The organism is Streptomyces sp. NPDC058650 (genome assembly GCF_042717315.1).
Taxonomy (GTDB): Bacteria; Actinomycetota; Actinomycetes; order Streptomycetales; family Streptomycetaceae; genus Streptomyces.
On record NZ_JBHXRL010000015.1, the window covers coordinates 67630 to 80755 of the forward strand.

Consider the following 13126-nt stretch of genomic DNA (forward strand, 5'->3'; position numbering starts at 1 on the left):
ATACTTGGCCAGGGTCGAGGAGGGGCCGGATGCTGCTTCAGGGGAAGACGGTCGTCGTGTCGGGGGTCGGGGCCGGGCTCGGCCATCGGGTCGCCGAGACGGTGGTGCGGGACGGTGGCAACGCTGTGCTCGGTGCCCGTACCGCGGCGAACCTCGCCAAGTCCGCCGCCGAGATCGACCCGGAGGGGCGCCGTACCGCGTACCGGGTCACGGACATCACCGACGAGGAACAGTGCGCGGCCCTCGTCGGCCTCGCCGTCGAGCGCTTCGGCGGGGTCGACGCGGTCGTCCACGTCGCCGCCTGGGACTCCTGCTTCGGGGGCCTGGAGGACGCCGACTTCGCGACGTGGCAGGCCGTCCTGGACGTCAACCTGCTGGGCACGCTGCGGATGACCCGGGCCTGCCTGCCGGCCCTCAAGGAGCGCGGGGGCTCGGTGGTGCTGATCGGTACGCAGTCGGCGATCGCCGCCCCCACACAGGTGCGGCAGGCGGCGTACGCGGCCTCGAAGGGGGCGCTGACCTCGGCGATGTACTCCCTCGCGCACGAGCTGGGGCCGCACCGGATCCGGGTCAACACCGTGCTGCCGGGCTGGATGTGGGGGCCCCCGGTCCAGGCGTACGTGCGGTTCGCCGCGGACTCCGAGGGGGTGCCGGAGGCGGAGGTCCTGGCCCGGCTCACCGAGCGGATGGCGCTGCCGGAGCTGGCGACGGACGGGGACGTGGCGGAGGCCGCGACCTTCCTCGCCTCGGACCGGGCGCGGGCCATCACCGGCCAGTCACTGCTGGTCAACGCCGGGGAGTTGATGCGCTGACACCGGCCGGAGCCCTCTCCGGCACCTCCGCCATAAATTCATAGATGTGAACAGGGGTCAGTAAACAGAACGATTTTACTGTCCCTTGACCCTCCATTGCATTGTCCCCGCCGCGTGACTCCCCACACGATGAACGGCGTTCACAAGGCGGACCGGACCCCTTGGAGGGGGCTCAATGAACAGTCTCGACTGGACCGTGCTCATCGGCTACTTCGGCGTGATGGTCGCGATCGGCGTCTGGTCCCACAAGCGCGTGGACAACGTCTCCGACTACTTCACCGCCGGCGGGAAGATGCCCTGGTGGCTCTCCGGCATCTCGCACCACATGTCCGGCTACAGCGCCGTGATGTTCACCGGGTACGCGGGCATCGCGTACACCTACGGCGTCACCTCGTACGTCACCTGGTCCTTCCCCATCGCCATCGGCATAGCCATCGGCGCCCACCTCTTCGCGCCCCGCCTCAACCGGCTCCGCTCCCGGCTCCACGTGGCCTCCCCGCTGGAGTACCTGAAGAACCGGTACAACCTCCCCACCCAGCAGGCGCTCGCCTGGTCCGGCGTGCTCCTGAAGATCGTCGACGTCGGCGCCAAGTGGGCCGCCATCGCCACCCTGCTCTCCGTCTTCACCGGGATCTCCCTCAACGAGGGCATCCTCATCACCGGTGTCATCACCGGCATCTACTGCACGGTCGGCGGCCTGTGGGCCGACGCGCTCACCGAACTCGGCCAGTTCGTCATCCAGTTCTTCGCCGGCATCGCCATGCTCGTCGCCGTCCTCGCCAAGCTCGGCGGGATCAGCGCGCTGTGGGACGTCTGGGACCGGCCCGAGCTCCAGGGACACACGGCGCCCACCGCCGGCCCGTACACGCTGACCTTCCTCCTCGCGTACCTCTTCATCAAGACCTTCGAGTACAGCGGCGGCATGTGGAACCAGGCCCAGCGCTACATGGCGACCCCCAACGCCCGCGAGGCCACCCGCTCCGGCCGGCTCTCCGCCGTCCTGTGGTTCGTCTGGCCGCTCGTCCTCTTCTTCCCCATGTGGGTCGCGCCGCTGCTCGTCGACCCGAAGAAGCCCGACGCCTCCGACAGCTACGCCCTGATGACCGAGCAGCTGCTCCCGCACGGACTGCTCGGCCTGGTCATCGTCGGCTTCTTCTCGCACACGATGGCCATGTGCTCCTCCGACGCCAACGCCATCGCGGCCGTGTTCACCCGGGACATCGCCCCCGTCCTCAGCAAGGCCGCGCGGAGCTGGACGCAGCAGGCCGGGCTGCTCGCCGCGCGCTGGTCGACGATCGCGTTCCTCGCCCTGTCGATGGCGGTCGCCACCCAGGTCAACTCCCCCACCTTCAAGGACATCATCACCGTCGTCATCAAGTGGGTGGCCGGTCTGATGGGCCCGATCGCCATCCCGTTCATGCTGGGCCTGCTGAAGACCTTCCGGAAGTCCGGGCCGACCGCAGCCCTCGTCTCCTGGGCGGCCGGGCTCTTCGTCTTCTGGCTCACCAACTACGGCCTCGACGGCATCGAGCTCCAGATCCAGATCGTCTCGCCGCTCGCCACCTCCCTCGTCCTGTACGTCCTCATCGGCTTCGTCCGGCCGGAGGACACCCCGGAGCGGGACGCGCTCCTGCACCGGATCGGCACGGACCCGGACGGGGACGAGGACGGGGACGGGGACGGGGACCATGCGGCGCCCGTACCCGCGCAGGGCGGGCCCGGGCGGGCCGCCGATCAGCCCCTCGGCTAGCGGGCCCCGCCGCCCGTCAGCCCCTCGGGTAGCGGGCGCGCCGCCCGTCAGCACCCTCGGCCAGCGGGCCCCACCGCCCGTCAGCCCCTCGGGTAGCGCGCCAGCCAGCCCGGCGAGGCCTCGGTGGCGGAGTGCAGGGCGGCGCCCTGGGTCATCTCCATCGAGAAGTCGTCCGCCAGCTCAAGGAGCGTCGCACGGCCCTCCAGTTCGGCCAGCCAGGCCGGCGGGAGGGCCGTCTCGCCGTGCAGGGCGCCGAGCAGCGCGCCGGTGAGCGCCCCCGTGACCGACGAGGGCCCGTCGTGGTTCACGGCCAGCCGCAGCCCGTGCCGGACGTCCTCGCCGACCAGAGCGCAGTAGACGGCCGCCGCCAGCTGCCCCTCGGCCCGGTCCTCGTCCGCCCCGAGACCGGCCACCCGCTCCGCGTCCGGCGCCCCTTCCCGTACGGCTCCGAGGGCCTCCGTGAGGGCCTCGGTCACCGACTCGTGGCCGGGGCGCTCCGCGACCTGCTCCACGGCCGAGGCCACCGCCGCCTCGACGGAGGCTCCGCGCGCGAGACCGTGCACCGTGACCGCGAGGGCGCCCGCCGCGAGCGTGGCCGCCGGAGCGCCGTGCGTCTGCGCCGCGCACTCCACCGCGAGCTGGCAGACGAGCTGCGGCTCCCAGCCGACGAGGAGCCCGAAGGGCGCCGAGCGGACGAGCGCGCCGGAGTCGGCGGCCTCCGGGTTCTTGGGCTTGTCGAGGGTGCCGAGGAGCTCGTCGCCGAGGCCGGTGAGGCAGGCGCGGGGCGGGTTGCGGCGGGCGTAGAGCCACTCCTCGCCGGCGAGCCAGCCGTTGTCCTTGCGGCGCTCGTCGGGGCCCCAGTCGCGCTGTGTGGCGGCCCAGCGCAGGTGCGCCCGGTGGACGTCGGTGGGCGGGTGCCAGGCGCCGGTGTCGCGGCGGACCTGTGCGCGGATGAGGCCGTCGACGGTGAACAGGCTCATCTGGGTGGCGGCGGTGACGGCCCCCCGCCGGCCGTACGCGGGCACGGGCTCGGTCAGTCCGTCAGGTCCGTGGGCCTCCCGCGTCTCCGCGAGGGTGCGGCCGTCGGCCCCGGCGCCCAGCGCGTCGCCGACGGCTCCGCCGAGGAGACAGCCCCGTACGCGGGCCCGGAAGTCCTGCTGTTCGGCGCGGCCCCACACGGCTGCGGCTGTCGTGGCCACGACGTGCCCTCCCCCGGTCGGCGGTTCGCTGACGGTTCCTCGCCGCACTGTAATCGACCGGGTACGAGCGTTCGGGGCGCGGAACGTTATGTGATCGGACGTCCGTCAGTCCACTTTTGACCGCAGTTCACCCGAGGTTCGGCCGCGACTTGAACGATCCACGGCATGAACCCCGTGACACGAGTCAAGGCCCTCTCGACCGCGGCCCTCGCCGCCGCGCTGCTCGTCGGCATCACCGCGCCCGCCGCCTCCGCGCACCACCACGGACAGGCGCACACCCGGCAGCGGATCCCCTTCACCGCCGCGACCGTCACCGAGAACGCCGGCGGCACCTACACCGTCACGTGGTCCGCCCCCGGCACCCACGGCGTCACGATCCGCACCGGCGGCCGTACCGTCGCCCGCGGCGGCGCCACCGGCTCGGTCACCCTCTCCGGTCTGGCGGCCGCCGACCGCCGCTGGTTCGACCTCGTCCCCGACCGGGGCACGTCGCTGCGCCTCGCCGACCGGCTGATACGCCTCCAGGGCACCGTCAACTTCCGTGACGCGGGCGGCTACCGGACCCGCGACGGCCAGTGGGTGAAGATGGGCGAGGTCTACCGCTCCGACTCCCTGGAGAAGCTCACCGACGCCGACCTCGCCAAGCTGACGCGCCTCGGCGTCCGGGCCGTCTTCGACCTGCGCATGGAGTCCGAGCGGACCGCCGCCCCGGACCGCGTCCCGGCCGGCGCGACGCACGTCGTCGCCGACGTCCTCGCGGGCAGCGGCACCTTCACCTCGATGCCGAAGAGCCCCGCAGAGGCGGAGGCGATGATGGTCGAGGGCAACCGGTTCATGGTGAGCGGCGACACCGCCCGTACCGCCTACACCGCCGTCTACGACGGCATCGCCGACGACGACCGCCGGGGCGCGGAGGGCGGCGTCCTCTTCCACTGCACCGCGGGCAAGGACCGCACCGGCTGGTCGAACGCGGCCCTGCTCACCGCCCTCGGCGTCCCCGAGGAGACGGTCATGGCGGACTACCTGGCCAGCAACACCTACCGGGCCGCCGCCAACGAGGCGATCCTCTCCCACCTCCCGGCCCAGCAGGCCGCCGTGTACAAGCCGCTCCTCGACGTCCGCCCCGCGTACCTCAACGCGAGCTTCGCGGAGGTCGAGGAGGAGTACGGCTCCTTCCGCGCGTACCTGCGGAAGGGCCTCGGCCTCGACCAGCGGGAGCTCAAGGAGCTGAGGCAGGACCTGCTGGTCGGCTGAGCCTCACTCGGCCGGCAGGACCGGCAGCAGCTCAGGCAGGTGCCCGTCCGAGGCGCGCGCCGTGCGCTGCCGCTCCTCCGGCACCTCCCCGTACATCGTCGTCCGGGGCTTCGCCGGGCGGCCGGCCGCCTCCGCGATGGCCTCCAGGTCGCGGATCGAGCGGTACGAGCCGTAACTCGACCCGGCCATACGGGAGATGGTCTCCTCCATCAGGGTGCCGCCCAGGTCGTTCGCGCCCGAGCGGAGCATCTCGGCGGCGCCCTCGGTGCCCAGCTTCACCCAGCTGGTCTGGATGTTGGGGATGTGCGGGTGGAGGAGGAGCCGGGCCATGGCGATGACCGCGCGGTTGTCGCGGGCGGTCGGGCCGGGGCGGGCGATGCCCGCGAGGTAGACGGGCGCGTTGGTGTGGATGAAGGGGAGCGTCACGAACTCGGTGAAGCCACCCGTCTCCTGCTGGATGCGGGAGAGCGTCCGGAAGTGGCCGAGCCAGTGCCGGGGCTGGTCCACGTGCCCGTACATCATCGTGGAGCTCGACCGGATGCCCAGCTCGTGGGCGGTGGTGACGACCTCGATCCAGGTGGCGGTGGGCAGCTTGCCCTTGGTGAGGACCCAGCGGACCTCGTCGTCGAGGATCTCGGCGGCGGTGCCGGGGATCGAGTCGAGCCCGGCCTCCTTCGCCGCCGTCAGCCACTCCCGGATCGACAGGCCGGTCCGAGTCGCGCCGTTGACGACCTCCATCGGCGAGAAGGCGTGCACGTGCATGCCGGGGACGCGCTCCTTCACCGCGCGCGCGATGTCGAAGTAGGCGGTGCCGGGCAGGTCGGGGTGGATGCCGCCCTGCATGCAGACCTCGACGGCGCCGACCTCCCAGGCCTGCTGGGCGCGGTCCGCGACCTGGTCGAGGGAGAGGGTGTACGCGTCGGCGTCGGTGCGCCGCTGGGCGAAGGCGCAGAAACGGCAGCCGGTGTAGCAGACGTTGGTGAAGTTGATGTTCCGCGTGACGATGTACGTCACGTCGTCGCCGACGGCCGCGCGGCGGACGTCGTCGGCGATCCGGGTGAGGGCGTCGAGCGCGGACCCGTCGGCGTGCAGCAGGGCGAGCGCCTGGGCGTCGGTGAGCTTCGTCGGGTCGTCGGCGGCGACGGCGAGGGCCTCGCGGACGTCGGTGTCGATGCGCTCGGGGACCATCCCGGGGGCGGCGGCCTCGCGGAGCGCGTCCCAGTCGCCGTAGACCTCGTCGAAGTCGTCGCGCCGGTCGTGCGTGCGGCCCGTGGTGTCGATGGTGCGGTGCAGATCGGTGCGGCCGGCGGCGGTGAAGGCCTCGTCGGGCTCCTGCCAGGGCAGGCCGCGGACGGGCGCGTCGGGGTCGGCGAGACCCGTCTCGGGGTCGGCGAGGGCGCGGACGTGCGGGAGGAGGCGGGGGTCGAGCCAGGGTTCGCCGCGCTGAATGAACTCCGGGTAGACGCAGAGGCGTTCGCGCAGCTCGAAGCCGGCGGCGGCGGACCGCTCGGCCAGCTCCTCGATCCTCGGCCAGGGGCGCTCGGGGTTGACGTGGTCGATGGTGAGCGGGGAGACGCCGCCCCAGTCGTCGATGCCGGCGGCGATGAGCCGCTCGTACTCGGAGTCGACCAGGTTGGGCGGGGCCTGGAGGCAGGCGGCGGGGCCCATGATGAGCCGGGCGACGGCGACGGTGGCGACCAGGTCGTCCAGCTCGGCGTCGGGCATTCCGCGCATGGCCGTGTCCGGCTTGGCGCGGAAGTTCTGGATGATCAGTTCCTGGATCGAGTGGTACGCGCGCGCCACGCGCCGCAGCGCGAACAGCGATTCGGCGCGCTCCTCGACGGTCTCGCCGATGCCGAGGAGCAGCCCGCTCGTGAACGGCACGGAGGACCGGCCCGCGTCCTCCAGGACGCGCAGCCGCACGGCGGGGTCCTTGTCGGGGGAGCCGTAGTGGGGGCCGCCGGGCTCGGACCACAGCCGGGTCGCGGTCGTCTCCAGCATCATGCCCATGGACGGTGCGACGGGCTTGAGGCGCTGGAAGTCGGTCCAGGAGAGCACGCCGGGGTTGAGGTGCGGGAGGAGTCCCGTCTCCTCCAGGATCCGGATCGCCATGGCGCGTACGTACGCGAGGGTGTCGTCGTAGCCGTGCGCGTCGAGCCACTCGCGCGCCTCGGGCCACCGGTCCTCGGGCTTGTCGCCGAGGGTGATCAGGGCCTCCTTGCAGCCCATCTCGGCCCCGCGACGGGCGACGTCGAGGACCTCGTCCGGCGACATGAACATCCCGTGGCCGTCCCGGCGCAGTTTGCCGGGCACGGTGACGAAGGTGCAGTAGTGGCACTTGTCCCGGCAGAGCCGGGTGAGGGGTATGAACACGCTCTTCGAGTACGTGATGACCCCGGGCCGTCCGGCGGCCTCGAGACCGGCGTCCCGCACCCGCCCGGCGGACGCGACGAGGTCCGCCAGGTCCTCCCCACGTGCCCGCAACAGCACGGCGGCCTCGGTGACATCGAGCGCTACCCCGTCCCTGGCCCGCTTGAGCGCGCGACGCATGGCGTTCTCGGTGGGACGTGCTGCCTGGTGATCCGTCATGAACCGAGCATACGAGCGGGCACGCCGGGCCGGGTTCGGGTCCCCGTAGGAAGGAGGGTCAGTCGGTGTCCTTGGGGTGCCGGGGGGCGGCGTACACCAGGTGCACCGTCCTGCGCGGCTCGTCGACGAGGTACCCGACCCGGCCTCCGGCCGTCACCAGCCTCGTTCGTCGCGAAGCGAAGACGCCACTCCTGGCCGACCGGTGGCGGGGCGACGTCGCACTTCGGAACGTATTCCGAAGTCGATCGCTCAGAGGTACGCGGCGTACGCGTCCAGGACGCCCAGGACCTCCCCCTCGTCCCCCGGTGGCAGCTGGAGCACGACCTCGTCGCAGCCCAGTTCCGCGTAGTGGGCGAGCTTTCCGGGGTTCGGGAGGACGGCGTACGGGACGAGCTGGAGGGTCTTCGGGTCGCGGCCCGCGGCCTCCCAGGCCTCGCGCAGGACCGGGAGCGACTCCGTCAGGCCCCGGCCGCCGATCGGCATCCAGCCGTCCGCGTCCGCGGCGATCCGCGCGAAGAGCTTCGGGCCGGCCGCGCCGCCCAGCAGGATGCGGGGCGCGTCGCCGCGGGCCGGCTTGGGCCAGGCCTGCGACGCGCGGACGGAGCGGCCGAACTCTCCCTCGTACGCCGTGGGTTCCGGCGCCCACAGGGCCCGCATCAGGGCCAGCCGGTCGTGGGTGAGCTTCCGGCGGGTCGACCAGTCGACGCCGTGGTCGGCGGCCTCCTCCCGGTTCCAGCCGTAGCCGACGCCGAGGGTGAAGCGGCCCCCGGAGAGGTGGTCGAGGGTCGCGATCTGCTTGGCGAGGGCGATCGCGTCGTGTTCGGCGATCAGCGTGACGCCGGTGCCGAGTCCGAGCCGTTCGGTGACGGCGGCGGCCTGGCCGAGCGCCACGAAGGGGTCGAGGATGCGGCCGTACTCCCGGGGCAGCTCGCCGCCCTGCGGGTAGGGCGTGGTCCGGTCGACGGGGATGTGGGTGTGCTCCGGGAGGTACAGCCCGGCGAAGCCGCGCTCCTCCAGCTCGCGCGCGAGCCGCACGGGGGTGATGGTCTCGTCGGTCAGGAAGATCGTGGTCGAGATCCGCATAGCGGCACGGTAGGGGGTGGGGCGCGGTTTTCCGAGGGGTACGACACGGGCGGGTCGTCAGGAACGGGCCGGGTCCACCGCCCGCCGCTCCGCCGCCAGCTCGCCGTACCCTCCCTGCTCCCAGACCTTCTCGCGGAAGCGCTGGAGGGTGAGCGGGGCGCGGTCCTCGCCGGGGACGTCCGCGAAGTGGACCGTGCCGCAGCGGTGGCAGTACCAGCCCTTCGACCAGAGTTCCTCGGCGCGGCCGCGTCCGCGCGTCAAGTGGGCGAAGGCCGTCCGGCGCCGCCAGAGCTCGAAGAGGACCAGGACGGTGACGGCAAGGGCGCCGGCCGAGACCCCGCCCAGGTAGCCCAGGTCCGGGCCGAGATCCTCCGGAGTCCCGAACATCGAGAAGTCCGGCCCGGACACCGCCCCGGACTCCGGCCCGAGCTCCGGCCCGGAGTCCAGACCGCCCCCGACGAAGACCCAGCCCATGAACGAGGCGACGCACACGAACCCGGCGAGGAAGCCGAGCCGACTGATGGCGTGGGCGGATTCCTGAGGCACCGGCGCGAGCGCGTCGGAGAGCCCGGTGGTCACCGTCCGTGTCACGGTCCGCAGGTCGCCGTCCCGGTTCCGCTCGCGGCTGGTGACGGCGTCCCGGCCCGCGAGGTACACGGCGGGCACGGCCTGCACCCGGTCGTCCTGCCCGCATCCCGGGCAGGCGTGCGTGCGGCTCATGGCTCCCCCTCGGCTGTCCCCTTGCCACTCCTGCCCTTGGTGACGGGCTCATGCCACGACCGGTTCCTCGTACCGTCCGATATTCGAAGGCGGCCGACCGCCCCGCCCCCTAGCGTGGCCGGGTGCTGAACCGAATCGAGTCGTACTACGACGCCGTCCCCCGTTCCTCCGCCCGCGCCGAGGCGCACGGGCCCCTGACCCTGTTCGTACGGGAGGGGGAGGGCTGGCCCTTCTACGCCCGCCCCATGCTCGGGCACTCCGGCGAGGTGGCGCTCGACGCCGTGGAGGCGGTGCGCGCCCGGCAGCGGGAGCTCGGGGTGCCCGAGGCCTTCGAGTGGGTCGCCGAGACGACGCCGGGGCTGCGGGCGGCCGTGGAGGCGAGCGGGCTCACCGTGCACGAGCACCCGCTGATGGTCCTGGAGGGCGACGGCCTCGCCGTACCGGGCCCCGAGGGGATCACGGTCCGGATGGTCGACGCCGACGACACCGCCCTGGAGACCGCCGTCGCCGCCCCGTACGCGGCCTTCGGCATGGCGCCGAAGCCCGGCACCGCCGAGCGGATCGGCGAGCGGATCACGGCCGGGCTGACCCGGCTCGCGGCGGCCCTCGACAGCGCCGGCGACGCCCTCGCGGCCGGGCAGCACCAGCCCGTCGGGCCGGTCTCCGAGGTCGTCGGCGTCGGCACCGTCCCGGCGGCCCGCCGCCGCGGCCTCGGGCTCGCGGTGACGGCCGCGCTCGTCGAGGACGCCCGCGCCCGGGGCGCGGAGCTCGTGTTCCTGACGGCGTCGGACGCGGACGTGGCCAGGCTCTACGGGCGGCTCGGCTTCCGCACGGTCGCGACCGCCCTCATCGCGGAGGCGTAGGGCCCGACGGACTCCCGAGGGACTCCCGGGGGGCTCCCGGGGGGCTCCCGGGGGCTCCCGGGGGCTCCCGGGGGCTCCCGGGGGCTCCCGGAAGAAAACTTCTCCCGTCGTGTCACATCCTCGGCGCGCGATTCGTCAGTGCGGTGAAAGCAGCGAACGAACCACCGACGAGAGACGCTGAGGAGCGATCACCATGGCGACGCACCAGCCCACGGCCCGCATGACCAACCCCGCCTACGTCCTGCCCGGCACCGGAGCGGCGATCATGGACCTGGTGAAGGCCTCCCGCCAGGGCGGTGTCCCCGAGTCCACCCTGGAGCTCGTGCACCTGCGGGCCAGCCAGATCAACAGCTGTGGCTTCTGCGTCGACATCGGCTCGAAGAACGCCAGGAAGGCCGGGGTGAGCGACGAGAAGCTGTTCGCCGTCGCCGCCTGGCGCGAGACGCCGTACTTCTCCGACGAGGAGCGTGCGGCCCTCGCGCTCACCGAGGCGGCGACCCGGCTCGCCGACGCCTCGGACGCCGTGCCGGACGCGATCTGGGACGCCGCCGCCGATCACTTCGACGAGAAGCAGCTCGCCTCGATCGTCATGACGGTCGCGATCACCAACCTCTTCAACCGGCTCAACGTCACCGTCCGGCAGCCGGCCGGGGTCGGCCTGTAGGCGACGGCGACCGGACCATCAGGACGTCCCGGCCGCCGGTCGTAACCGGATCCGGGCCGTCCGCGTTGGAGCGGGCATGAAGAGGATCCTCACCGCAGCCGCCCTGACCGCCTTCGCCGCCGCGGGTCTCGCGGGCGCCACCGCCGGGACCGCCGCCGCCGACACCGGCGGCATGAACCTGCCCTCCGTCGTCCCGCTCAGCGGCGTTCTGGCCCCCAAGGCGAAGCCGGCCGGCACGCCCGATCTGCCCCCGGCCAACGCGGCGGTGGAGCGCCTGCTCCCCGGGCACTGACCCCGTCCAGCGGAACGACGAAGGTGGCGGACCCCCCACGGGCCGCCACCTTCGCGTTTCGGATGACTCAGGAACGTACGACTCAGGAACGTACGGCTGCCGTCAGTCGGCGACCACCAGCGACGGGGTCTCCTTCGTGAGGATCTCGCCCCGGAAGAACGCCGGGCTCTTCCGCTGCATGACCAGCATGATCACGACACCGAGGAGCAGCAGCCCGACCGCGATGACGAAGACCGAGCCGACGCCGAGGACGGCGGAGCCGGAGCCGTAGGCCGGGTCCCACATGTCGTAGAGGGTCTTGCCGAAGACGGACGTGAGGATCAGCCCGCCGAGCAGCGGCATGAGGCCCTTGTAGGCGAAGTCCCGGCCGGAGCGGAAGAGCTCGCCGCGGAAGTACCAGACGCAGGCGAAGGCCGTCAGGGCGTAGTAGAAGCAGATCATCAGGCCGAGCGCGTAGATCGTGTCGACCAGGACGTTCTCGCTGACGAGGGTCATCACGGTGTAGAAGACGCCGGTGGCGACACCGGCCACGATCGTGGCCTTGCCGGGGGTCTTGAACACCGGGTGGACCTTGGTGAAGGACTTCGGCAGCGCCTCGTACGTGGACATGGCGAGCACCGTGCGGGCGACCGGGATGAAGGTGGTCTGGAGGCTCGCGGCGGCCGAGGCGAGGACCGCGACGAAGAGCAGGATGCCGAGCGCCGGGCCCATGACGGGGCCCGCGAGGGCGGCGAAGACGTTGTCGGAGGTCTCCGGGTTGGCGAGGCCGAGGCCCTCCTCGCCGGAGCCGACGACCATCTGCGCGGCGATGCCGGTGGCGAGGTACGAGGCGACGAGCACGACCATCGCGATGAGCGCGGCGCGGCCGGGGGTCTTCGCGCTGCCGGTGGTCTCCTCGTTGGTCGCCATGCAGGCGTCCCAGCCCCAGTACATGAAGATCGAGAGCGAGAGGCCGGCGGTGAAGGCGGCGAAGGACTGGACCGCGAAGGGGTTCATCCAGGACCAGGAGAAGGAGACCGAGGTCTCGAAGTCGCCGGCCTTCGACAGCGCCATCGCCACGAAGACGACGAGGACGACGAGCTGGAGGCCGACGAGGGCGTACTGGATGCCCTTGGTGGCGGTCATGCCGCGGTAGCTGATGGCGGTGGCGACGGCGATGAGCGCGAGGCAGGTGATGATGTGGACGGCTTTGTTGTCGTCCAGGGCGGCGATGGATTCGCTGCCGCTGATCTCACCCGCGAGGAGCCAGAAGTAGGAGGTCGCGACGCCGGCGAGGTTGGAGAGCACGATGATCGTCGCGATGACGAGGCCCCAGCCGCACATCCAGCCGATCTTGGGACCGAAGGCCTTCACGGTCCAGGTGAAGGAGGTGCCGCAGTCGGGCATGACCCGGTTGAGCTCCCGGTACGCGAAGGCGACGAGGAGCATCGGGAGGAAGCCGGCGAGGAAGATCGCGGGCATCTGCAGGCCGACCTCGCCGGCCGTGGAGCCGAGCGTCGAGGTCAGACAGTAGACGGGAGCGACGGTCGAGATGCCGATGACGGCACTGCCGAGCAGACCGACGGAGTTGCCTCCGAGGCCCTTGGTGCGTACGGCCTGGGCGCCGACGGGGGCGTCGACTGGCCTTACCGTGTCTCCGGCCTGGGGCCGCGCTTCCACCTGAGTCATGAACAGGACGTTAAATGCTGCGGTTTCCATATCCGGAAGAGCGAACTCCGCTCACTTGATCGTTCATCGCCTTGCATTGAGCGGGTGCAAGCGAGCACCTGCCAATGATTGAAAGATCGACGACTGGAACGGACCGACCAACTGGCAGGTCCGTCGATCCGCGTCCGATATGCGGGAACCGCAGCAGTGCCCTAAATGTCCGTTTCTAAATTTTCCCGAGGAATTTTCGCAC

11 protein-coding genes are annotated in these 13126 nt (G+C 72.0%); 6 read left to right on the top strand and 5 right to left on the bottom strand.

The features are described from left to right. The first annotated feature begins 29 nt into the window (after positions 1 to 29). Together ACFWWU_RS25025 and ACFWWU_RS25030 are read left to right on the top strand one after the other, a co-directional pair. Positions 30 to 812 carry an SDR family oxidoreductase gene (locus tag ACFWWU_RS25025; RefSeq protein WP_384148028.1) on the top strand — a complete coding sequence of 261 codons (783 nt, stop codon included), beginning with the start codon at positions 30 to 32 and terminating at the stop codon, positions 810 to 812. Between the two features lie 175 nt (positions 813 to 987). After that, entirely contained in the window at positions 988 to 2562 is a 1575-nt protein-coding gene (locus ACFWWU_RS25030) for a sodium:solute symporter family protein (protein WP_384148029.1), read from the top strand. Between the two features lie 80 nt (positions 2563 to 2642). Here ACFWWU_RS25030 and ACFWWU_RS25035 read toward each other — a convergent pair whose 3' ends face one another. After that, complete coding sequence (locus tag ACFWWU_RS25035) at positions 2643 to 3761, bottom strand: ADP-ribosylglycohydrolase family protein (protein ID WP_384148030.1); 1119 nt, start codon at positions 3759 to 3761, stop codon at positions 2643 to 2645. Positions 3762 to 3926: 165 nt separating this feature from the next. On the opposite strand from ACFWWU_RS25035, the gene ACFWWU_RS25040 reads away from it, so the two are divergent. After that, positions 3927 to 5015, top strand: a complete 1089-nt coding sequence (locus tag ACFWWU_RS25040) for a tyrosine-protein phosphatase (protein ID WP_384148031.1) — start codon at positions 3927 to 3929, stop codon at positions 5013 to 5015. A 3-nt stretch (positions 5016 to 5018) separates the two neighbouring features. Here ACFWWU_RS25040 and ACFWWU_RS25045 read toward each other — a convergent pair whose 3' ends face one another. The 3 genes from ACFWWU_RS25045 to ACFWWU_RS25055 form a co-directional block, all read right to left on the bottom strand. Then, positions 5019 to 7604, bottom strand: coding sequence for a bifunctional FO biosynthesis protein CofGH (locus ACFWWU_RS25045; RefSeq protein WP_384148032.1), 2586 nt, complete (start codon positions 7602 to 7604; stop codon positions 5019 to 5021). Between the two features lie 249 nt (positions 7605 to 7853). Then, positions 7854 to 8687, bottom strand: coding sequence for an LLM class F420-dependent oxidoreductase (locus tag ACFWWU_RS25050; protein WP_384148033.1), 834 nt, complete (start codon positions 8685 to 8687; stop codon positions 7854 to 7856). A gap of 57 nt (positions 8688 to 8744) precedes the next feature. Then, a complete protein-coding gene (locus ACFWWU_RS25055) occupies positions 8745 to 9407 on the bottom strand; it encodes a hypothetical protein (RefSeq protein WP_384148034.1) in 663 nt (220 codons plus the stop codon). A gap of 122 nt (positions 9408 to 9529) precedes the next feature. Between ACFWWU_RS25055 and ACFWWU_RS25060 the strand changes: the two genes are divergently transcribed. The 3 genes from ACFWWU_RS25060 to ACFWWU_RS25070 all read left to right on the top strand — a co-directional run bounded on the left by ACFWWU_RS25060 (position 9530) and on the right by ACFWWU_RS25070 (position 11226). Beyond that, the gene (locus ACFWWU_RS25060) at positions 9530 to 10270 is read left to right on the top strand and encodes a GNAT family N-acetyltransferase (RefSeq protein ID WP_384148035.1); all 741 of its coding nucleotides are present in this window, start codon (positions 9530 to 9532) and stop codon (positions 10268 to 10270) included. A 193-nt stretch (positions 10271 to 10463) separates the two neighbouring features. Next, on the top strand, positions 10464 to 10934 hold the full coding sequence (locus ACFWWU_RS25065) for a carboxymuconolactone decarboxylase family protein (protein WP_384148036.1): 471 nt from the start codon (positions 10464 to 10466) through the stop codon (positions 10932 to 10934). Between the two features lie 76 nt (positions 10935 to 11010). Then, the gene (locus tag ACFWWU_RS25070; protein ID WP_358472769.1) at positions 11011 to 11226 is read left to right on the top strand and encodes a hypothetical protein; all 216 of its coding nucleotides are present in this window, start codon (positions 11011 to 11013) and stop codon (positions 11224 to 11226) included. A gap of 102 nt (positions 11227 to 11328) precedes the next feature. On the opposite strand, the gene ACFWWU_RS25075 is transcribed toward ACFWWU_RS25070, so the two are convergent. After that, positions 11329 to 12894, bottom strand: coding sequence for an APC family permease (locus ACFWWU_RS25075; RefSeq protein WP_384148037.1), 1566 nt, complete (start codon positions 12892 to 12894; stop codon positions 11329 to 11331). Positions 12895 to 13126 lie beyond the last annotated feature (232 nt).